Raw genomic sequence first — 20,159 nt, 5'->3', positions numbered from 1 at the left:
TTCCGGTGGGGGGCGCCGCCGTCCTTCGGGAGCGGCACCGTCCTTGCTCTGCCGCTCCCACGCAGCCTGGCTCGAGGGGCGGGCCGGCCATCGGCACGGCCGGGGCCGGCCGCGCGGCGGGCCAAGGTCCGCGACGCGGTCGCCCAGGGCGGGCGGGGAGGTGGGACGTGGAGCGGATCCTGAAGGCGGGCGTGGCCGCCGCGGCGTGGCCGCGCCGGCGCATCGACGCGGCGACCTGGGTGGCCGGCGAGCAGGCCGCGGCGCTGGTGGCCGAGGCGGCGGCGGCGGTGGCGGAGCTGCGGCGGGAGGCCGTCGCCGAGGCCGAGGTGATCCGCGCCGAGGCGGCGGCGCGCGGTCGCGAGGAGGGGCTGGCGGGCGCGGCGGCGGCCGTGCTGGCGGCGGAGGCCGGCCGGGCCCGGGCCCTGGCCGAGGCGGAGGGGGAGGCGCTGGCGCTGGCGGTGGACCTGGCCAGGCGGCTGCTGGGCCGGGAGCTGGCCCTGGCGCCGGGCGCGGTTCGGCTGGCCGCGGGCGAGGCCCTGGCGGCGGCGCGCGGGCGGCGGCGGGTGGTGCTCCGGCTCCACCCGGCGGGGGCCGCGGCGCTGGCGGGCGAGGCGGGGGCGCTGGCCGAGGCGGCGGGCCTGCCCTCGGTGCGGCTGGTGGCCGACGCGGCGCTGGCGCCCGGCGACGCGGTGGTGGAGACCGAGGCCGGGGTGGCCGACGCGCGGCTGGAGGTCCGCCTGGCGGAGCTGCGGCGGGCGCTGGCGGCGGCCTCGCAGGAGGGCGCCACCCAGGCGGGCGCGGCGGCGCCGGACCTGGTGACCGGCGGCGCCGACGGGGGGTGGGCGTGATCGCCGGGGCGGACCGGGCCGCGGCCCTGGCGGGCGCCCGCGTCCAGCTGCGCGGGCGGATCACCCGCCTGTCGGGGCTGGCGCTGGAGGCGGCGCTGGGCGGGGTGCGGCAGGGGGAGGTCTGCGCCATCGACGCGCCGGGCGGCCCGCTGCTGGCCGAGGTGGTGGGGCTGCGGGAGGGGCGGGCGGTCCTCCTGCCGCTGGGCGACGCCGCCGGGGTGGCCCTCGACGCCGTGGTCTCACCCACCGGCGCGCCGCTGGTCGTGCCGGTGGGCGAGGGGCTGCTGGGCCGGGTGCTCGACGGGCTGGGCCGGCCCCTCGACGGCCGCCCCCTGCCGCCCGGCCTGGCCGCCTGGGCCGTGGACCGCCCGCCGCCGGGGCCGCTCTCGCGCCGCCGCCTCTCGGTCCCGCTCCCCACCGGCGTGCGGGTCCTCGACGGGCTGCTGACGCTGGGGCGCGGCCAGCGGCTCGGCCTGTTCGCCGGGGCCGGGGTGGGCAAGTCGGCCCTGCTCGGCCAGGTGGCCCGGCAGGCCGTGGCCGACGTGGTGGTGGCCTGCCTGGTGGGGGAGCGCGGCCGCGAGGTCCAGGAGTTCCTCGAGGACGCGCTCGGGCCGGCGGGGCGCCGGCGCGCCGTGGTGGTGGCGGCCACCAGCGACGCCCCGGCGCTGGTCCGGCTGCGCGCCGCGCAGGTGGCCACCGCCATCGCCGAGTGGTTCGCCGAGGCGGGCCGGGAGGTCCTCTTCCTGTGCGACTCGCTGACCCGCTTCGCCCGGGCCCAGCGGGAGGTCGGCCTGGCCGCCGGGGAGCCGCCGGCGCGGCAGGGCTACCCGCCCAGCGTGTTCCAGGCGCTGCCACGCCTGCTGGAGCGGACCGGCGCCCGCGCCCGCGGGAGCATCACCGCCATCTACACCGTGCTGGTGGCGGGCGGCGACCACGACGAGCCCATCGCCGACGAGGCGCGCGGCCTGCTCGACGGCCACGTGGTGCTGGAGCGGCGGCTGGCGGAGCGTGGCCACTTCCCGGCGGTGGACGTGGCGGCCAGCGTGTCGCGGGTCATGGGGCAGGTGGCGGCGCCGGCCCACCGCGCCGCGGCGGCGCGGGTGCGGGCGCTCCTGTCGGCCCACGAGCGGAGCCGGGACCTGGTGCTCATGGGCGCGCACCGGCCGGGCGCGGACCCGGAGGTGGACCTGGCGCTGGCGCGCTGGCCGGCGCTGGAGGCCTTCCTGCGCCAGGCACCCGGCGAGGCGGAGTCCTTCGGGTCCACCCTGGAGCGCCTGGCGGCGCTGGCGGCATGAGCGGCTGGCGGCTTCAGGCGCTGCTCCGGGTGCGGCGGGGCGGGCGCGAGGTGGCCCGGGCGGCGCTCGCCGAGGCGCTGCGGCGCGAGGCGGCGGGGCGCGAGGCCCTGGCGGCGGCGGCCGTGGCGGTCCGGGAGGCGGCAGCGCGACGGGACGCCGCCTGGGCGGCGCCGGGGCAAGCGGGCCCTGGCTGCGCGGCGCTGGGCGCGGCGGCGGCCTTCGCGGCCCGGGCGGTGGAGGAGGCGCACCTGGCGGTGACGCAGGAGGCGGCCTGCCGGGGGGCCTGCGCGGTGCTGGCGGCCGAGGCCGACGCCGCGGCGGCCTCGGCGGCCGGCGCCGCGGCGGGCGTGGCGCGGCTGGAGGCGGCCGAGGCGAGCTGGCGCGAGGCCAGGCGCCGGGAGAGGCTGCGGCTGGAGGAGGCGGAGGCCGACGACCGGGGCCGCCCGGCCGGCCCCTGGCCCTAGTGGGCCGCGGCTGCGATCCGCCCGCGCAGTCGGGCCACCAGCTCGGCGTTGTCGAACGGCTTGCGCACGAACTCGTCGGCGCCGGCCTCGGCGGCCTGGCGCGCCAGCTCCGGCCCGGGCCGGGCCGACACCATGACGATGGGGGACGTGAAGCCTGCGGCGCGCAGCCGGCGGCAGAGCGAGAAGCCGTCCTGGCCGGGCATGGCCACGTCGATCAGCGCCAGCGCGGCGCCGGGCGCCAGGGCCACGGCCGAGTCGGCATCCGACGCCACCCGCGGCTCCAGCCCCTCCAGGTCGAGCAGGGTGGCCAGGAACGCGCAGATCTCCGGGTCGTCGTCCACCAGCAGCACCAGCGGCCGGGCGGTCGCGGTCACGGTCGGGCGGCCCCGAGCGCCGCGGTGGCCTTGCCCTGCTGGCACTCGATGGTGAGGTGGCGCGGCCTGAGCTCGCTCGGGGCCGCCTGTCCGGCCCGGCTGAAGGCGGCCACCGGCAGCACCAGCTTGTCGCCGGGGCGCACGGTGGGGCGCCGCAGCATCCAGCCGCCGTCCAGGGTGAGGATCACGTCGGTCCACAGCTCCGGGCCGTCGTTCTGCACCAGCACCTGCGCCCCCATGATGCCGCCGGCCTCCAGGCGCGCCACCGCGCCCAGCGAGTTGGCCGGGCCGGAGGACGGGCAGGCGATCCAGAAGGAGACCAGCGCCAGCACCACCCAGGTGCCGATCACGGCGGCGCGGAGCTTCACCGAGCGCTCCGACTTGCGGATGCCGTCGGCCAGGTCGGTGGCCAGGTCCCTGGCCGCGCTGGTCACCCGGGTGGCGGCGGCGAGCGGCTCTGGCCGGTGGGGGGGCGTCGTCATGCGGGCGCCGAGGGTAGCGCCGGCAGGCCGGGCCGGACAAGGCGGAAGGGGGACCGCGGCGACGACGCCTGGGCCGGGATGTGGGGAAAGGGGGGACACGACCGCCGGCGCGGCGACCGGCGGGCCTCCGGAGGCGAGCGGAGTAAGCTGTGCGCCGTGATCGACCTGCTCAGCGTGGCGCCCGAGGTGGCCGAGGCGCTGGCCGCCGGGCGGCCGGTGGTGGCCCTGGAGAGCAGCGTGGTGGCCCAGGGGCTGCCGCCCCCGGCCAACCTGGAGGCGGCGGCGCGCTGCGCCGCGGCGATCCGGGCGCGCGGCGCCGTGCCGGCCACGGTGGCGCTGCTCTCGGGCCGGGTGGTGGTGGGCGCCAGCGCGGCCGAGCTGGCGCGCCTGGCCGACCCGTCGCGGCGGCCGGCCAAGGCCGGCGCGCGCGACCTGGCGGCGCTCCTGGCGGCCGGCCGCGACGCCGGCACCACCGTCTCGGCCACCGCCGCCGTGGCCGCGCTGGCCGGCATCCGGCTCTTCGCCACCGGCGGCATCGGGGGCGTGCACCGCACCCTGCCGGGCCAGGTCCCGGCGGCCGGCGACGTCTCGGCCGACCTGGCCGAGCTGGCGCGCTCCCCGGTCTGCGTGGTCTCGGCCGGCCCCAAGGCCATCCTGGACCTGGCGGCCACCGCCGAGGTGCTGGAGTCGCTGGGGGTGCCGCTGCTGGGCTTCCGCACCTCCGAGCTGCCGGCCTTCTACTCGGACGGCAGCGGCGTGCCGCTGGCGCACCGGGTGGAGTCGGCGGCCGAGGCCGCGCTGGTGCTGCGGCTGCACTGGCTCGGGCTGGGGCGGCGCGAGGGGGTGCTGCTGTGCGTGCCGCCGCCGGCGCCGCTGCCCCGGGCCGAGGTGGAGGCGGCGGTGGCCGCGGCCCTGGCGCGGGCGCAGGCGCTGGGCGTGGCCGGCCAGGCCGTCACCCCGTTCCTGCTGGGCGCCGTGGCCCAGGCCACGGCCGGCCGCGCCCAGGCGGCCAACCTGGCGCTGCTGGAGCGGAACGCCGAGGTGGCCGCCGAGGTGGCGGTGGCGTTCTCGGCGGCAGGGTAGACTCCGCCGGTGAGCCTCCTCCACCAGACCGCCCCCGTGCTGGTCGCCGATCCCGCCGCGCTGGAGCGCCTCCTCGCGGCGCTCCGCCCCGAGCCGGTGGTGGCGCTCGACACCGAGTCCAACAGCTTCCACGTCTACCGGGAGCGGGTCTGCCTGCTCCAGCTCTCCACGGCCGCCCAGGACTGGGTGGTCGACCCCCTGGCGGTGGACGTCCGGCCGCTGGGCGCGCTGCTGTGTGACGGGCGCGAGCTGGTGCTGCACGGGGCCGACTACGACGTGCGCTGCCTCAAGCGGGAGTTCGGCTGGCGGCTGCCCCGCCTCTTCGACACCATGCTGGCGGCCCGCCGCCTGGGACGGACCGGGCTGGGGCTCTCGGCGCTGGTGGAGGCCCGCTTCGCGGTCAAGCTCTCCAAGGCCCACCAGCGCTCCGACTGGGGCCACCGCCCGCTCTCCCGCGACCAGCTGGCCTACGCGGCGCTCGACACCCACTTCCTGCTGCCGCTGGCGAGCGAGCTCTCGGCGGAGCTGGAGGAGAAGGGGCTGGCGGCCCAGGCCAGGCAGGAGTTCGAGCGCACCGCGGCCGTCGAGCCGAAGGAGCGGGTCTTCGACGAGGAGGGGTGGCGGCGTCTCAAGGGCGCCCGCGAGCTCGACGCCACCGGCAAGGCCGTGCTGCGGGCGCTCTGGATCGCGCGCGAGGCGCGGGCTCGCGAGGCCGACCGGCCGCCCTTCAAGGTGCTGGCCGAGCCCTCCATGGTGGAGGTGGCGCGCACCCGGCCGGCCACCGCCGAGGGGCTGGCCCGGGTGCCGGGCATCACCTCGCAGGTGCTGCGGCGCATGGGCGACGACCTGCGGGAGGCGCTGCAGGCGCGCCCCGCCGGGGCCTGACGCCCCGGGCCCCGTGGTCAGAAGGCCACGCCGTCGCCGGGCGCGGGCGCCCGCCGGGCCGGGTCGAGGGAGGGCGCCAGGCCGCCGAGGCGGCGATAGGCCTGGCGCTCGGCCAGCACCACCTTCACGTAGGCCCGGGTCTCCTTGTACGGGATGGCCTCGATCCACTCGTCGAGCGGGAGCCCGGCGCGGTCGCGCGCCCAGGCCGATGCCGCCGCCGGCCCGGCGTTGTAGGCCGCCAGCGCCACCGCCTCGTCACCGAACCGGTCGAGCAGCAGCCCCAGGTAGTGCGCACCCAGCCCGAGGTTCACCGCGGGGTCGGCCAGCCGCCGGGCCGGGTCCTGGGAGAGGCCGGCCAGGGCGCCGAGGCGCGAGGCGGTGGCGGGCAGGAGCTGCATGAGCCCGATCGCGCCGGCGCCGCTCCGGATCCCGGCGCGGAAGCCCGACTCGCGCCGGAGCACGGCGCGCACCAGGTCCGGGTCCACCGCGGCCGCGGCGGCCAGCGGGGGCAGCAGCGCCGGCTGCGGCGACGGGTAGAGCCAGCGCCGGGTGCGGGCGCTCGCCCCGAGCCGGTCGCGCGCCACCCGGAAGGCCAGCTCGTCCTCCCCGGCGAAGGTGGCCAGCTCCGCCAGCGGGCCGGCCACGGCGCGGACCTCGCCGCCGCGGGCCACCTCCTCGAGCGACTCGAGGGCCAGGCCGCGCAGCCCCAGCCCGAGCAGCGCGGCGGCGGCACGGAGCGCCGGCGCTGCGGGCTGGGCGGAGAGCTCCAGCGGCGCGAGCGGCCCGGGCTCGACCTGGGCGGCCGGCGCCCCGGCGGCGCGGGCGGCGGGCGCGGTGGGCGCGGTGGGCGGCCGCGGCGGGGCGGAGTCGCCCCCTGGCCCCGGCGCCCCGGGGAGGGCGCCCAGCCTGGCGCGCGCCGCCAGGCCGTACCAGCCCTCGGATCCGGCCGCGCTGGCCTGCAGGTAGAGCGGCCTGGCCTTGGCTGGGCCCGGCGCCAGGCGCGCCTGCCAGTAGAGGGCCGCGGCGCGCAGCGGCCCCGCCTCCAGCTGGCGCAGGGCGCGGGCCGCCTCGGCGCGGGCGCCCAGGCGCACCAGCGCCCAGGCCGCGAACCAGCGGGCGTCCTCGGCCCGCCGCGAGGCCGGGTGGGCGCGGGCGAACGCGGTCAGCTGACGGGAGGCCTGGCGCAGCGCGCCCGCGTCGTAGGGCAGCCAGGCGGCGAGGTAGGCCGCCTCGTCGCCGAGGTCGCGCCAGCGCGCCTCGGTGAGCCAGGGGATCGGCTCGGCGGTGGCGGCCACCCGTCGGTACAGGGCGGCGGCCTCGGCCTGCCGCCCGGCGCGGGACGCCACGCGGGCCAGGACCCAGGTGGCGCCGCGGCGCACGCCGGCGGGCTGCGCCGCCTCCCGGAGCGGGCCGGCCAGCGCCGCGGCGTCGGCGTGGCGGCCCAGGGCGAGCAGGGCGAAGGCCCGGAGGAGCGTGGGCTCCGGCGTCGGGCCGGCGCGGGCCGCCGCGGTGGCCGCACCAGGCTGGGCCGCGCCCTCGGCCAGGTCGAGCTCGGCCAGGGCCTCGCCCGGGCGGCCGCGGGCCAGCAGCCGCTCGGCCCGGGCCCGGTGGTCCTCGGCGCCCAGGGGCGGGACCTGGTCGCCCTCGCCGCGCCACCGCTCCAGCGTCGCCAGGGCGGCGGCCGCCTCCTCGCGCTCCGGCTGGTCCAGCGCCAGGGCCCGGGCCAGGCTCCAGGCCCGCGGGGCCCGTCCGAGCAGGCGGCTGGCCTCGGCCAGCTGCAGCTGCAAGGCGGCGCCGTCCTGGCCGGGCGGCGCCGTCGCCAGCAGGGGCTCGAGCCGGTCGGCCGCCTCGGCGAACCGACCCGAGGAGAGCAGGGCCCGGATCTCCAGCCGCCGGGCGCGCGGCTCCACGCCCGGCGCGGCCGACTCCACCGCCGCCGCCAGGTGGGCCGCGGCCTCGGCGGCGCGGCCGCCCTCCAGGAGCGCCTGGCCCAGGGCGAGCTCGAGGCAGGGCGCCAGCCCGGCCGGAGGCGCGGCCAGGGCGGCGCCGAGCGGGCCGGCGGCGTCGGTGGCGCGCCCGAGGGCCAGCAGGGCCAGGCCGGCCGCGGCCTCGGCCCGCGCCCCGGCGGCTCCGCGCGGCAGCGCGGCGCTGGCTCGGCGAGCCGCGGCCAGGGCGCCGGCCGGGTCGCCGGCGTCGAGCGCCGAGGCCGAGTCGCCCAGCGCGCCGAGCCAGTCGGACAAGGGCTCGCTGGCGCGGCTGGCCGGCGCCCAGATCAGCGCGACGACCAGGGCGAGAGCGGGGAGGGTGGGCGGGCCGGGGTGCAGGGGGCGCATGGCGCTGGCTCCAGAGTACCCGGAACGCGGGACGGTGACCCGGCCCGAGGTCGTGGCGCCGCCGCTGGACGACGGGGGGCTTCTCAGGGTCGCTTGGCCCCGACCCTGACGTCCAGGCCGAGCGCCGCCTGCCGGCCCAGCCGCTCGTTCAGCTTCTGGCAGAGCTGCGGCGCCAGGTCGCGCACCTGCTGGGCCCAGTCCTCGCCGGTGGCCACCACCAGCACCAGGCCGTCCCGGGTCAGGCCGCGGCAGGAGACCTGGCGCGCCAGCTGCGGACCACACGCCTCCGCCAGCGCCGCCGCCAGGGCCGCCGGGGCGGCGTCACGGCGCCGGGCCAGGGTCTCGGCCAGCAGGCTGGCCACGGAGCGGCGTTGGCCTCGCATGGGCGGCGCAGGCTAGAGGTCGGCCAGGGCAGCGTCAAGGCGTGCCGGATGGATCTGGCCGGCCCTCCCAGGGCGGCCGCAGAGCCTCCTCCATTCCGGGGGCTTCATGTGGCACGTGGTCGCGCCTGCCGCGGCCCTTCCGGGCTGTGCTACCTTCGGGTGCGGTCCTGAACCAAATGTCGGCCCCACCCGCACTCCCGGTCGAACCGAGCCGCGGCGCGCCGCGGCCGCCCAGCGTCAGGGTCGGCGCGGCGCCCCTGCTGGAGGATCGCGGCCGGCTCAACCTCAACTGGCTGGTGCAGCTCCACTGGTGGGCCATCCTCGGCCAGATCCTGATCATCGGCGCCGCCGAGCTCTGGAGCGAGATCAGCCTCCCCATCGCCACGCTGATCGGGTTCATCGCCCTCGAGGCGCTGGGCAACCTGGCCCTCGGCTTCATGGCGCAGCGGGTCCGGGTGACCGACGCGGTGGTGGCCGCGGTCATGCTGCTCGACGCGGTGGTGCTGACCGTCATCCTGGACCTGACCGGCGGCGCCACCAACCCCTTCTCGACGCTCTACCTCGTCAACGTGGTGCTGGCGGCCGTGCTGCTGCCGCGGCGCTGGTCGTGGGGGCTGCTGGCGGTCAGCCTGGCGGGCTACGGCTCGCTCTTCGTGCACGAGGGGCTCACCTCCAGGCACCACCACGTCACCATGCACATGGAGCCGGGCGAGGTGATGGGGGCGCACCTGCGCGGCATGTGGATGGCGTTCGGGCTGGCCGCGCTCTTCATCGTCTACTTCGTGCGGCGGGTGGCGGCGGCGCTGGCCGAGCGCGAGCGCGAGCTGGGCGAGGCGCGGGCGCTGGTGCAGCGGCGCGAGAAGCTGGCGTCGCTGGCCACGCTGGCGGCCGGGGCGGCGCACGAGCTCTCCACGCCGCTCTCCACCATCGCGGTGGTGGCCAAGGAGCTGCAGCGGGCCCTGGCCGACGACACCTCGCCCGAGGTGCGGGCCGACCTGCAGCTGGTGCGGGATCAGGTTGGCCGGTGCCGCGAGATCCTGGACCGCATGAGCGCCAACGCCGGCGAGGCGGCCGGCGAGCCCATGGCAGCGGTGGCCCTGCCGGCCTGGGTGAGCGGGGCGCTCGACGGCTTCCCGGCGCGCGAGCGGATCAAGGTCGAGTACCAGGACGGCGCCGAGGGGGCCGCCATCGTGGGCCCACCGCGGGCGCTGGCCGACACCCTGCGCGGGCTCCTCAAGAACGCCGTGCAGGCCTCGGGCCCCGGCCTGCCCGTGACGCTGCGGCTGGCCCTGGCTGGAGACCTGGCCACCGTCACGGTGGTCGACCACGGGCGCGGCATGCCGGCCGAGGTGCTGGCCCGGGCGGGCGAGCCCTTCTTCACCACCAAGGTTCCCGGGGAGGGCATGGGGCTGGGCCTCTTCCTCACCCGGACCCTCGCCGAGCAGCTGGGCGGCGAGTTCCACATCGCGTCGCGCCCGGGCATCGGGACCGAGGCGCGCATCGAGCTGCCGGCTGCCAAGGCCGGCGAGAGGAGCTACATATGAGCACCATCGAGGCCGGGAGAGACACGTTGCCGAGCATCCTGCTGGTGGACGACGACGAGATCCTGCGCGAGCGGCTGGCTCAGGCCATCCGGTCGCGCGGCTACGAGGTGAAGACGGCCGGCAGCGCCGAGGAGGCGCTGCGCGAGGTCGCCAAGGAGTCGCCCGAGATGGCGGTCCTGGACCTGAAGATGCCGGGCATGTCGGGCCTGGAGCTGCTGCGCGAGCTGCGCCAGCAGGACCCCTCGACCCGGGTGCTCATGCTGACCGGCTACGGCTCGATCGCCACGGCCGTGCAGGCGGTGCGGGAGGGGGCGGTGGGCTACCTCCCCAAGCCGGCCGACGCGGACGAGATCCTGGCGGCCCTGAACGGCAAGGAGGCCGAGGCCCCCAAGGCCGGTGAGACGCCCTCGCTGGCCCGCGCCGAGTGGGAGCACATCCAGCGGGTGCTGACCGACTGCAGCGGCAACATCTCGGAGGCGGCCCGGCGGCTCGGCATCCACCGCCGCTCGCTGCAGCGCAAGCTGCACAAGTACCCGCCGGCCCGCTGAGCGGGGCGGGCGCCCTCGCCGCCAGGAGCGAGGCCATCGCCGGGCGGCCACTGCCGCCCTCGTCGCGGCGCCTTCCCAGCGGGAGGCGCCGCGCCGCGTCTTCACCCACAGCGCACCACGGCACCCCTCATCAGCGTCGGCGTGCGTGCGGGTGATCCGAAAAACCATAGGGCTCTCGGTGGGTTGGATGGGTCGTCGGCTCGCAGGGTCCGGGCGGACCGGCGCGGCCGAGGAGGCAAGCGCCTGATATTGCTACCCGGCAGTTTCGGCACGGTCCTTCCAATGACGTCGTGGCGAGTCGGTCGTCTTCGGAGGAAACGCCATGATGCTCAAGCTCGCCATCGCCCTCGTCCTCACCGTCGGAACCGCCCAGGCCGCCGAGTCCATCCGCCCGCTGCGGGGCGAGACCACCGCCTCGTTCCAGTGCCGGGCGGCGCACGTCCCCGAGGTGCGGCAGTGCGTCCGGCAGTGCGACGCCTCGGCCTCCGGCGACGCCAACTGGGAGTGCATCCACGCCTGCTCCACCAAGGGGCTCTGGACGATGGCGCAGTGCCGCGAGCAGGGCCCGGCGACCGCGGCCGTCGCCGTCCGGTAGCTCCGCTGGCGTCGGGCCTGGCGCCCGCCCCGGCCGAGGCCCCGCCGAACCGGTTTCCAGGGGGCGGGGTCATACCCGGTGCAGGGCGCCGAGCGAGCCGACTCCACGGCGGGCGCCGAGGACCGCGAGAGATGGCCACCGCCACCGTCGAGATCACCCAGCACAACTTCAAGCAGGTCGTCGAGAAGGACGGGATCGTCCTCATCGACTGGTGGGCCCCGTGGTGCGGCCCGTGCCGCGTCTTCGGGCCGACCTACGAGAAGGTCGCCGCCAAGCACCCGGATCTGGCCTTCGGCAAGGTGGACACCGAGGCGCAGCCCGAGCTGGCCGGCTCCTTCGACATCCGCTCCATCCCCACGCTCATGATCCTGCGCGACAAGGTGCTGCTCTTCTCGCAGGCCGGGGCGGTGCCGGAGGCGGCCCTGGAGGACCTCATCGCGCAGGTGCGGGCGCTCGACATGGACAAGGTCCGGGCCGAGATCGCCGAGCAGGAGAAGCAGCAGGCGGCCAGCGCGTAGGCCGGCCCACCTCGGCAGGGCCCGCGGCGGGCCCGGTGACCTGCTGCGCCGCCGTCAGCGCCGCGCCTTCGCCCCGGACCAGAGGCTGGCGGCGAGCCCGGCCTCGGGCGCCTAGCAGCCGTCGGGAGAGGCGCAGGTCATCGTGTCGGCGAGCCTGCCGGTCGCCCCGGTGTCGCCGAAGTTGCCCGGTGGGGTGGTCCCGCCGAGCGCGGGGGTGCCGCCGCTCCCACCGGGGCCGGCCACGCCCCCGGCGAAGGTCGAGCTCGACAGCTGGAGCGAGCCGCCGGAGGTGAGGATGCCGGCCACCCAGCCGCCCGCGCCGCCGCCGCCCCCGCCGCCGGGGCCGCCGCTGCCGCCGGCGCCGCCCGTGCCCCCGAAGCCGGCGCCGCTGGCCAGCCCGCCGCCGGCCTTGCCCTGGCCACCGGCCTGGCCGAACGCCCCCAATCCGCCGGGGCCGCCGCCGCCGCCCTGGCCCAGCTGGAAGGTGCAGCCCTCCACCACCAGCGCGCTGCCGACGCCGAAGAGGCCGAAGCTGCCGCCGCCGGAGGCGCCGCCCTCTCCGCCCGCCGGAGCACCGCAGCCGCCGGCCCCGCCGCCCCCGCCGCCGGCGCCCCAGGCGTCGACGCCGGTGTCGCAGCCGCCCCCGCCGCCGCCCCCGCCGCCGCCGTGGCCGGGGCCGCCGGGCGCGCCGGCGCCGCCCGACTGGCCGTACCAGAAGCCGCCCACCAGGAGCCCGCCGCCGCCGGCGCCCGCGCCGCCCGCGCCGGCCAGGCCGTTCGCTCCAGGTTGTCCGCTGCTGCCGTTGGTGCAGACCGGGCCGGCGGGGCCGCCGAAGCCGCCGCCCACGGGGCCCAGGCCGTCCACGCCGGCGTCGCCAGGCCGGGCGGCCAGATCGTTCGGGATGGCGCAGGAGGTGTCCATGGTGCCGCCGCCGCCGCCGGCGCCGCCGCTGGTGACCACCCCGCCGCAGGAGCCGATGCCGCCGGCGCCGCCCGCGCCCCTGGTGGTGGCGTCGCAGACGGCGACGGAGGACTCCGAGGGCGCCCCGACGTCGCCGGGCAGCGCCGGGGTGCCGGACGCCGGCGTGCCGGAGCGGCCCGCCAGGCCGTTGGCCCCGGCCCCCTGGAGGACGAAGACCCGGCGCAGCGTCACGGTGGAGGAGGAGGCGTACACGCCGTGGGAGCTGCGGCCGCGCCCCAGGGCGTCCTGGCCTGAGGCGTTGGGGGCGACGACGCGCAGGTCGGCGAGCGTCGCGGTGACCCCGCTGGCGCGGACCGCCACGTACTCGCCGCCGGCGCCGGCCCCGCCGCCGATCAGGCTCACCTGGTTGCCCGGGCCGCGGCTCCAGTCGACCGCGTAGCCGCCGAAGATCGAGACGCCGTCCCGGAGCTCGACGTTGCCGACGTAGCTGCCGGCCTGGAGGTAGACGTGGGGCCTGCCAGCCGCCGCGGCCGCGGCCAGGGCGTAGGGCAGGGTGGCGCAAGGGGCCGCCATGGTGCACGGGCCGCCGTCGGTGCCGGCGGCGCTCACGAAGACCGCCAGGGCCAGGTCGCCGTCGAGCCCGTCGCAGTTCTCGTCGGCGTAGCTGGCGTCAGGCGTCTCCGGGAGGCCGTAGCCTGGCGCGCCGGCGTAGGCGTCCACCCAGCCCCCGGCGCCCGTGCAGGCCTGCAGCGTGCCCTGGCAGGCGCCCAGCTGGTTGGCGTTGGGCGGCGCGGCCAGGCCGTCGTCCGCGGCCCCGCTGCAGTCGTCGTCGAGGCCGTTGCAGGTCTCGGCCACCGGGAGCTCCTCACCGGCGCAGGGGCCCCACTGCCCGATCGCGCAGGTCTGGCTGCCGGCCGCGCAGCGCCCGACCCCTGCGGTGCCGGCGGGCCCCGAGTAGCAGCCCTGCTGCTGGCCGTCGAGGCAGCTGCAGCCCTCGTCCACCGTGCCGTCGCAGTCGTCGTCGAGCCCGTTGCAGGTCTCGGGGAGGGCGCCGGGCAGCACCGCCGGCACGCAGGCCGTGGCCCCGGCCTGGCAGTGGAGCACGCCGCGGTCGCAGCGCCCGGCCAGGCCAGTGGCGCAGCTCGAGCCGCCGCCCGGGTCACCCTGATCCGCCGCGCCGTCGCAGTCGTCGTCCACGCCGTTGCAGGCCTCGGCCGTCGGCAGCACCGCCCCGGCGCAGGCGCCCCATTGGCCGCCCACGCACGGCTGGCTCCCGGCGGCGCAGCGCCCGACCCCGGCGGTGCCGGCGGGCCCCGCGTAGCAGGCCTGCTGCTGGCCGGGCAGGCACACGCCCGCCGGATCGCCGCCGCCGCCACCGCCGCTGCAGCCGGCCAGGCCGGTCGAGAGGGAGGCCACCGCCGCCAGCCAGGTCTTCCAGGACGCCATGGTCTCCCCCGAGGACGCCGGACCAGGTGCCGCCGGCCGGAACGGCGGACGGTGCCACAGCGATCCGGCCCGCACAAGGCGTGCGTCCTCCTCCGTGCGTCCTCCGGGCGCGCGCCGCCGCGCCTGTCAGACCGGGTTGATACCTGAACGTGCGAGCAGTATGGTCCGCCCGAGGGAACGCCCCGCATGTCATCGGCAGTCACCCAGCACGACGTCCTCGCCCGGCTCCGCGACGAGATCCGGCGCATCGAGCGGCGGCCCGCCCGGCGGGTCGGGGCGCTCCCGTGCGGCGTGCCGGCGGTGGACGGGCTCCTGCCGGGCGGCTTCCCCTGCGGCGCCCTCTCCGAGCTGCGGGGCGGGCCGGCCAGCGGCAAGACGGCGGTGGTGCTCGCGCTGGTGGCCCGGCTGCGGCGCGGGGCGCTGGCGGCCTTCGTGGACGGGCGCGGGGAGCTCTACCCGCCGGCCGCGGCGGCCATGGGGGTGGAGCTGGATCGGCTCCTCATCGTCCGGCCGCCGGCGGGCGAGGAGGGGGGCCGGCTCGCCCTCTGGGCGGCCGAGGCGCTGCTCGGGTCCGGGGCCTTCGCGGTGGTGGCCATCGACGCCGGGCTCTCCCGCCCCTGGCGCGGCATCGACGCCTCGCTCCGGCGGCTGGTGACGGCGGCCGAGCAGGGGGGCGCGGCGGGGCTCTGGCTCTCGACCCCCGGCGCGGCGGTCCGGCCGCCGGCGGTGGTGCGGCTCGACCTCTCGGTCGAGGGGCGGCGCGTCGTGGCGGCCCGCGCCGACGGCCAGGCCGGGCCGGCGCGCGCCGTCGCGGCCCCGGCGGGCGCCTCCCTCCGCGGCGCGGCGCGGGGCGAGGCGGCTCCGGAGCCGAGGCCATCGCCGCGCCGGCTGGCGGGGGGCAGCCATGCGGCCTGAGCGCGGGGCGCGGGGGGTGCGGGCCAGCGGCGCCGGCGAGCCCGGCCTGCCGGGCCTGTCGGGCCTGGTCGTCCCCTCGGGGCCGCGGGTGCTGGCGCTCCACCTGCCGGGGCTGCCGCTGCAGCGGCTGGAGCGCTCCCGCGAGCGCGGGCTCCGGGCGGGCCCGTCAGCCGGAGCCCTCGGCGACGGCTCTGCAAACACGGCCGGAGCCCTCGGCGACGGCGCTGCAAGCACGGCCGGCGCCCACGGCGGCGGCGCGGCCAGGCAGGACCGCCCGGTGGCGGTGGTGGAGGAGGGGCGGGTGGTGGCCCGCGACGCGGCGGCCGCGGCGGCCGGCGTCCGGCCCGGGGACACGCTCGCCCAGGCCCTGGCCGCCTGCGGGCGGCTCCTCCCGGTGGCGCACGCGCCGGCGGCCGACCTCGCCGCGCTCCGCGGGCTGGCCGAGGCGCTGCTCGGCCTCTCGCCGGCGGTGGAGGTGGTGGCGCCCGATACGCTCCTGCTCGACGCCAGCGCGGCCCACCTGCTGGGCGGGGTGGCCGCAGCGGCAGCGCCGTCGCCGGGGGCGCCGGCGGCCGTACTTGCAGAGCCGTCGCCGGGGGCTCCGGCTGTGGCGGAGCGGCGGCTGCTGGCGCGGGCCGTGGAGGTGGCGGCCGGGCTCGGCTACGCGGCGCGCGCCGCGCTGGCCACCGGGCGCGGGCCGGCCCGGGCGCTGGCCCGCCACGGCGACGACGGGGCGCTCGTGGTGGCGCCGGGCCAGGAGGCGCGGGCGCTGGCCGGGCTGCCGCTCGAGGCGCTCGGGCTCGGCGCGGCGGTGGAGGCGCGGCTCCGGGCGGTGGGGGTGGACGGGGTGGGGGCGCTGGCGCGGCTGCCGGCCGAGGGGCTGGCGCTCCGCTTCGGCGTGGCGGGCGCGGCGGCGGCCCGGCTGGCCCGCGGCGACGATCCCACGCCGCTCGTCCCCTGGCAGCCGGAGACGCTCCCCGAGGAGGCCATCGAGCTCGAGGGGCCGGCCGAGAGCGTCGAGCCGGTGCTCTTCGTCCTCGCGCGGCTGGCCGAGCGGGTGGCGGCGCGGCTGGGCGGGCGGGGCCTGGGGGCCAGCCGGCTCAAGCTCACGCTCAAGCTCGACCCGCGCGGCGAGGAGCGGCTGCTCGTGCCGCTGGCCCGCCCCTCGGCGGCGGCGGCCCGCTGGCTCCCGCCGCTCCGGGAGCGGTTGCTGGGGGTGCGGCTGCCCGGGGGCGTCACCGGGGTGCGGCTCACCGCGGCGGAGGTGGCGGCCTGCCCCGTGGCGCAGCTCGCCTTCGGCGACCGGCCGGAGGTGGCGGCGGCGCTCGACGTGGTGCTGGCGCGGCTGGCCGGCCGGCTCGGGGACGGCGCGGTGCTGGCGGCCGCGCCGGCCGACCGGCACCGGCCCGAGGCGGCCTGGCACAGCGTCCCGTTCCGGCCGCCGGCCGGGGGCGGCGGCTGGGGGGAGGCGGCCCCGCCGGCGGGTGCGGGTGGTGCGGGGCCGGACGGGCCGGATGGCGCCGGGGCGACGGCGGGGGGTCCGGGCGGCGCCCGGCTGCCCGGCCCGGGGGCCGAGGCCGGGCCTGGCCGCCCGGGGCCCGACGGTCAGGAGCGGCCCACCCGGCTCCTCGCCACGCCGCTGCCGGTCGTCGCGACGGGCGACGGGGGACGGGTGGCCACGCTCCGCATCGGGGGGCAGGCCCACGCGGTCCTCTCCTTCGAGGGACCGGAGCGGCTCCGCGGCGAGTGGTGGAGCGCCCCCTTCGATCGCGACTACTACCGCGCCCGGGTGGCGGGGCTGGGCGAGTGCTGGCTCTACCGGGACGGGGCCGACGGGCGGCTCTGGCTCCACGGCTTCTTCGACTGAGGCCCGAGGCGCCCATGGCCACCCCCCGCTACGCCGAGCTCCGCTGCCGCTCCTGCTTCTCCTTCCTGGAGGGCGGGAGCCACCCCGAGGAGCTGGTGGCCCGCGCCGCCGAGCTCGGGCTCACCGGCCTGGCGCTCAGCGACCGGAGCGGGCTCTACGGGATGGTGCGGGCCCACGCCGAGGCCCGGAAGCGCGGCTTCCCGCTCATCGTCGGGGCGGAGGTGGCGGTGGAGGACCTGGGGCGCGGCCGGCCCGGCTGGCTCACGCTGCTGGCCCAGGACCGCGAGGGCTACGCCAACCTCTGCCGCCTCCTCACCGTGGCCCACGGGGGAGATGTCCCGGCGGCCGCCGCGGCCCAGCCGGGCGGCCTGGCGCCGGCCCGGCGGGAGAAGGCGGCGGTGCGGGTCCCGCTGCGGACGCTGGGGGAGCGGGCGCGCGGCCTCTTCGCCCTCCACGCCGGCGCCGACGCCGAGGAGGCGGCCCGGCTCCGCGAGCTCTTCGGCCGCCGGCTGGCCATCACCGTGGCGCGCCACCACGTGGCCGGGGAGGAGGCGCGGCTCGCCGCGGCCCGGGCGGTGGGGGGGCGGCTGCGCATCCCGGTGGCGGTGGTCAACGACGTCCACACCCACACGCGGCGCCGGCAGGTGCTGCAGGACGTGCTCACCTGCGTCCGGCTCGGGGCCACGGTGGAGAAGGCCGGGCGCCGGCTCTTCCCCAACGCCGAGCGGACGCTCAAGGGGCCGGAGGAGATGGCCCGGCTCTGGCCCGACTTCGAGCAGGGGCTGGAGGCGGCCGCCGCCATCGCCGAGGAGTGCCGCTTCCGGCTGGAGGAGATCCGCGGCGAGCACCCGCTGCCGCCGGTGCTGGTGGAGCGGGCCGGCCTGGCCGCCGGCGCGGCGAGCGCGATGTCGAGCCCGGGGCAGGGGGCGCGGGTGGTGGCGGCGTCGGTGGCGCCGCGGCTGCGGACCAGCAGGCCGGCGAACGATGCCTGGCTGCGGCGGGCGGACTCCTCCGCCTCCGCCGCAGGGGCCCCGGCCCCGGCCCCGGCCGCGCCCGAGGCCGAGGTCCGGGCCATCCCGATGACGGGGATGCAGCTCCTCCGCGAGCTGGTCCGCGAGGGGGCCCGCTGGCGCTACGGGGGCGACCCGCCGGAGGACGTGGCCCGGCAGCTCGAGAAGGAGCTCGAGCTGGTGGACCGGCTCGGTTACGCCAGCTACTTCCTCACCGTCTGGGACGTGGTCCGCTTCGCCCGCGAGCGGGGCATCCTCTGCCAGGGGCGCGGCAGCGCCGCCAACTCGGCGGTCTGCTACGTGCTGGGGGTCACCTCCATCGACCCGGTGCGCATGGGGCTGCTCTTCGAGCGCTTCATCTCGGCCGAGCGGGGGGAGCCCCCCGACATCGACGTGGACTTCGAGCACGAGCGGCGCGAGGAGGTGCTGCAGTACGTCTACCGGCGCTACGGCCGCGATCACGCCGGCATGGTCTGCGAGGTCATCACCTACCGCACCCGCTCGGCGCTGCGCGACGTGGGCAAGGCGCTCGGGCTGTCGCTGCCGCAGGTGGACCGGCTCGCCAGGCTGGTCTCCTCCCACGACGACCCGGTCGCCGTGGCCGACGCCACCCTGGCGCAGGCCGGGCTCGACCCGCGCACGGCCCCGCGGGTGCGCCAGGTGCTGGAGCTGGCCCGCGAGCTCCAGGGCTTCCCGCGCCACCTCTCCATCCACGTGGGCGGCTTCGTGGTGACGCGCCGGCCCCTCTGCGAGACGGTGCCCATCGAGCCGGCGGCCATGCCCGGGCGCACCATCGTGCAGTGGGACAAGGACGATCTCGCCGAGCTCGACCTGCTCAAGGTGGACCTCCTGGCGCTGGGCATGCTCACCGCCCTGTCGCGCGGGCTGAGCATGCTGGCGGCCCACCGCCCCGCGCCGGCCCAGCCGCGCCCCGGTCTTCCGACCCCGACATCTACCAGCACCGCGGCCCCCCCCCCCCCCCCCCCCCCCCCCCCCCCCCCCCCCCCCCCCCCCCCCCCCCCCGCCCCCACCCCGACCCCGACCTCGACCCCGACCTCGGGCGGCAGCCTCCGCGTTGAGTCTCCCTCTCCCCTCCGGGGAGAGGGCCGGGGTGAGGGGCGCCCAGTCATCGATCCCGGCCCCCGCTGGCCAGTGGGCCTACCCGGACTCGCTGGCCACCATCCCGGCCGAGGATCCGGCGGTCTACGCGCTGGCCAGCCGGGCCGACACCATCGGCGTCTTCCAGATCGAGTCGCGGGCGCAGATGGGGCTCCTGCCGCGCCTCAAGCCGCGCTGCTTCTACGACCTGGTCATCTCGGTGGCCATCATCCGCCCCGGGCCCATCCAGGGCGGCATGGTCCACCCGTTCCTGCGCCGGCGCGACGGGCTGGAGGAGGTGGTCTACCCCTACGAGCCCCTGCGGGCGGTGCTGGCCCGCACCAACGGGGTGCCGCTCTTCCAGGAGCAGGCCATGCGGCTGGCGGTGGTGGCGGCCGGCTTCACGCCGGGGGAGGCCGACGAGCTCCGCCGGGTCATGACGCACCGGCGCTCCCACGAGAAGCTGGCCGCCATGAAGGCGCGGCTGGTGGCCGGCATGGCCGAGCGGGCCATCTCCGGCGCGGTGGCCGAGCAGATCTTCAAGCAGCTCCTCGGCTTCGCCGGCTACGGCTTCCCCGAGTCGCACGCCGCCTCCTTCGCCCTGCTGGTCTACGCCTCGGCCTGGCTGAAGTGCTACCACCCGGCGGTCTTCACCGCGGCGCTGCTGGACAGCCAGCCCATGGGCTTCTACGCGCCCCACACCCTGGTGGAGGACGCCAAGCGCCACGGGGTGGAGGTGCGCGGGCTCGACGTGGCGCTGAGCGGCTGGGGCACCACGCTGGAGGGGCCGGTGGCGGGGGTGGCGGCGGCACCCGGGGAGGCGCCGGCCCTGCGCCTCGGGCTCCAGCTGGTGCGGGGCCTGCCGCGCCAGGTGGGCGAGCAGGTGCTGGCGGCCCGGCGGGAGCGCCCCTTCGCCTCGGTGGCCGACCTGGCCCGGCGGGCCGGCCTGTCGCGGGCCTGGGTGACGCGCCTGGCCGAGGCCGGGGCCCTCGGCGGCCTGGCGCCGGAGCGGCGCGAGGCGGTCTGGCGCAGCCTGGCGCTGCCGGCGCAGGGGGGCGGGGCCGGGGAGCTCTTCGCCGGCCAGGCGCCGCCCGAGCCCGCCGCTGTCCTCGAGGCGGCCGGCGCCGCCGAGCTGGTGCAGGGGGACTACGCCACCACCGGGCTGTCGGTGCGGGCCCACCCCATGGCGGTGGTGCGGCCGGCGCTCTCGGGAGGGCAGGTCCGCACCGTGCGCGAGGTGCAGCGGCTGCCCGACCGGGCGCCGGTGGAGGTGGCGGGCCTGGTCATCGTGCGCCAGCGGCCGGAGACGGCCCACGGCATCGTCTTCGTCAGCCTGGAGGACGAGACCGGCATCGCCAACCTGGTGGTCATGCCCGACGTCTACCAGCGCTGCCGCGCCGTGCTGAAGGGCTCGCCGTTCCTGGTGGCGCGCGGGCGGGTCGAGCGGAACGGGCAGGTGGTGAACGTGCGGGTGGAGGGCCTGGCGCCGCTGGCCTTCGCCCCGGCCGTGGGGGATCGGTCGCGGGACTTCCACTAGGCCGGCGGCGCCT

17 protein-coding genes and 1 pseudogene are annotated in these 20,159 nt (G+C 79.2%); 13 read left to right on the top strand and 5 right to left on the bottom strand.

All coding sequences use genetic code 11. From position 1 onward, the window contains the following. Positions 1-191 precede the first annotated feature (191 nt). From IPO09_07840 to IPO09_07830, 3 genes are read left to right on the top strand one after another with little or no spacing between them, the layout of a single operon-like run. Positions 192-848 carry a flagellar assembly protein FliH gene (locus IPO09_07840; protein MBK9517257.1) on the top strand — a complete coding sequence of 219 codons (657 nt, stop codon included), beginning with the start codon at positions 192-194 and terminating at the stop codon, positions 846-848. After that, positions 839-2,143: a FliI/YscN family ATPase gene (locus tag IPO09_07835; GenBank protein MBK9517256.1), complete on the top strand. Its 1,305-nt coding sequence runs from the start codon at positions 839-841 to the stop codon at positions 2,141-2,143. The genes IPO09_07840 and IPO09_07835 overlap by 10 nt, the downstream gene beginning before the upstream one ends. Continuing rightward, entirely contained in the window at positions 2,140-2,607 is a 468-nt protein-coding gene (locus tag IPO09_07830; protein MBK9517255.1) for a hypothetical protein, read from the top strand. Before IPO09_07835 ends, IPO09_07830 begins: the two co-directional genes overlap by 4 nt. Here the strand turns inward: IPO09_07830 and IPO09_07825 are convergent. Next, entirely contained in the window at positions 2,604-2,981 is a 378-nt protein-coding gene (locus IPO09_07825; protein ID MBK9517254.1) for a response regulator transcription factor, read from the bottom strand. The two genes, IPO09_07830 and IPO09_07825, sit on opposite strands and share 4 nt — an antisense overlap. Then, positions 2,978-3,463, bottom strand: coding sequence for a hypothetical protein (locus IPO09_07820; protein ID MBK9517253.1), 486 nt, complete (start codon positions 3,461-3,463; stop codon positions 2,978-2,980). Before IPO09_07820 ends, IPO09_07825 begins: the two co-directional genes overlap by 4 nt. A gap of 156 nt (positions 3,464-3,619) precedes the next feature. Between IPO09_07820 and IPO09_07815 the strand changes: the two genes are divergently transcribed. Then, positions 3,620-4,546: a pseudouridine-5'-phosphate glycosidase gene (locus IPO09_07815; GenBank protein MBK9517252.1), complete on the top strand. Its 927-nt coding sequence runs from the start codon at positions 3,620-3,622 to the stop codon at positions 4,544-4,546. Positions 4,547-4,555: 9 nt separating this feature from the next. Continuing rightward, positions 4,556-5,431: a ribonuclease D gene (locus tag IPO09_07810; protein ID MBK9517251.1), complete on the top strand. Its 876-nt coding sequence runs from the start codon at positions 4,556-4,558 to the stop codon at positions 5,429-5,431. A 17-nt stretch (positions 5,432-5,448) separates the two neighbouring features. Here IPO09_07810 and IPO09_07805 read toward each other — a convergent pair whose 3' ends face one another. Continuing rightward, positions 5,449-7,764 (bottom strand): transglycosylase SLT domain-containing protein, encoded by a 2,316-nt coding sequence (locus IPO09_07805; GenBank protein MBK9517250.1) that lies wholly within the window; start codon positions 7,762-7,764, stop codon positions 5,449-5,451. Positions 7,765-7,847: 83 nt separating this feature from the next. Continuing rightward, a complete protein-coding gene (locus tag IPO09_07800; protein MBK9517249.1) occupies positions 7,848-8,147 on the bottom strand; it encodes a DUF721 domain-containing protein in 300 nt (99 codons plus the stop codon). 176 nt (positions 8,148-8,323) lie between these two features. Between IPO09_07800 and IPO09_07795 the strand changes: the two genes are divergently transcribed. The 4 genes from IPO09_07795 to IPO09_07780 all read left to right on the top strand — a co-directional run bounded on the left by IPO09_07795 (position 8,324) and on the right by IPO09_07780 (position 11,352). Further along, positions 8,324-9,691: a HAMP domain-containing histidine kinase gene (locus IPO09_07795; protein MBK9517248.1), complete on the top strand. Its 1,368-nt coding sequence runs from the start codon at positions 8,324-8,326 to the stop codon at positions 9,689-9,691. After that, complete coding sequence (locus tag IPO09_07790; GenBank protein ID MBK9517247.1) at positions 9,688-10,239, top strand: response regulator; 552 nt, start codon at positions 9,688-9,690, stop codon at positions 10,237-10,239. Before IPO09_07795 ends, IPO09_07790 begins: the two co-directional genes overlap by 4 nt. Positions 10,240-10,561: 322 nt before the next feature. After that, the gene (locus IPO09_07785) at positions 10,562-10,834 is read left to right on the top strand and encodes a hypothetical protein (protein MBK9517246.1); all 273 of its coding nucleotides are present in this window, start codon (positions 10,562-10,564) and stop codon (positions 10,832-10,834) included. A 131-nt stretch (positions 10,835-10,965) separates the two neighbouring features. Beyond that, on the top strand, positions 10,966-11,352 hold the full coding sequence (locus IPO09_07780) for a thioredoxin family protein (protein ID MBK9517245.1): 387 nt from the start codon (positions 10,966-10,968) through the stop codon (positions 11,350-11,352). 111 nt (positions 11,353-11,463) lie between these two features. Here the strand turns inward: IPO09_07780 and IPO09_07775 are convergent, their stop codons facing one another. Then, positions 11,464-13,719: a putative metal-binding motif-containing protein gene (locus IPO09_07775; protein ID MBK9517244.1), complete on the bottom strand. Its 2,256-nt coding sequence runs from the start codon at positions 13,717-13,719 to the stop codon at positions 11,464-11,466. 186 nt (positions 13,720-13,905) lie between these two features. Here IPO09_07775 and IPO09_07770 point away from each other — a divergent pair, with 186 nt between their 5' ends. The 4 genes and pseudogenes from IPO09_07770 to IPO09_07755 all read left to right on the top strand — a co-directional run bounded on the left by IPO09_07770 (position 13,906) and on the right by IPO09_07755 (position 20,146). Further along, positions 13,906-14,634, top strand: coding sequence for a hypothetical protein (locus tag IPO09_07770; GenBank protein ID MBK9517243.1), 729 nt, complete (start codon positions 13,906-13,908; stop codon positions 14,632-14,634). Then, positions 14,624-16,501 (top strand): DNA polymerase Y family protein, encoded by a 1,878-nt coding sequence (locus IPO09_07765; GenBank protein ID MBK9517242.1) that lies wholly within the window; start codon positions 14,624-14,626, stop codon positions 16,499-16,501. Before IPO09_07770 ends, IPO09_07765 begins: the two co-directional genes overlap by 11 nt. A 14-nt stretch (positions 16,502-16,515) precedes the next feature. Continuing rightward, positions 16,516-18,432 (top strand): annotated as a pseudogene (locus tag IPO09_07760) (PHP domain-containing protein). Positions 18,433-18,586: 154 nt separating this feature from the next. Further along, on the top strand, positions 18,587-20,146 hold the full coding sequence (locus tag IPO09_07755; GenBank protein MBK9517241.1) for a hypothetical protein: 1,560 nt from the start codon (positions 18,587-18,589) through the stop codon (positions 20,144-20,146). Positions 20,147-20,159 lie beyond the last annotated feature (13 nt).

Origin of the sequence: Anaeromyxobacter sp., from assembly GCA_016718565.1 — a bacterium.
Lineage (GTDB): Bacteria > Myxococcota > Myxococcia > Myxococcales > Anaeromyxobacteraceae > JADKCZ01.
The sequence above is the reverse complement of the archived record's forward strand: the minus strand, read 5'-3'. Positions and strand labels throughout refer to the sequence as shown.

Excerpts from the sequence above, each read along its gene's own strand:
- IPO09_07830 (MBK9517255.1), top strand. The coding sequence starts at position 2,140 with ATGAGCGGCTGGCGGCTTCAGGCGCTGCTCCGGGTGCGGCGGGGCGGG.
- IPO09_07820 (MBK9517253.1), bottom strand. The coding sequence starts at position 3,463 with ATGACGACGCCCCCCCACCGGCCAGAGCCGCTCGCCGCCGCCACCCGG.
- IPO09_07805 (MBK9517250.1), bottom strand. The coding sequence starts at position 7,764 with ATGCGCCCCCTGCACCCCGGCCCGCCCACCCTCCCCGCTCTCGCCCTG.
- IPO09_07800 (MBK9517249.1), bottom strand. The coding sequence starts at position 8,147 with ATGCGAGGCCAACGCCGCTCCGTGGCCAGCCTGCTGGCCGAGACCCTG.
- IPO09_07795 (MBK9517248.1), top strand. The coding sequence starts at position 8,324 with ATGTCGGCCCCACCCGCACTCCCGGTCGAACCGAGCCGCGGCGCGCCG.
- IPO09_07790 (MBK9517247.1), top strand. The coding sequence starts at position 9,688 with ATGAGCACCATCGAGGCCGGGAGAGACACGTTGCCGAGCATCCTGCTG.
- IPO09_07785 (MBK9517246.1), top strand. The coding sequence starts at position 10,562 with ATGATGCTCAAGCTCGCCATCGCCCTCGTCCTCACCGTCGGAACCGCC.
- IPO09_07780 (MBK9517245.1), top strand. The coding sequence starts at position 10,966 with ATGGCCACCGCCACCGTCGAGATCACCCAGCACAACTTCAAGCAGGTC.
- IPO09_07775 (MBK9517244.1), bottom strand. The coding sequence starts at position 13,719 with ATGGCGTCCTGGAAGACCTGGCTGGCGGCGGTGGCCTCCCTCTCGACC.
- IPO09_07770 (MBK9517243.1), top strand. The coding sequence starts at position 13,906 with ATGTCATCGGCAGTCACCCAGCACGACGTCCTCGCCCGGCTCCGCGAC.
- IPO09_07765 (MBK9517242.1), top strand. The coding sequence starts at position 14,624 with ATGCGGCCTGAGCGCGGGGCGCGGGGGGTGCGGGCCAGCGGCGCCGGC.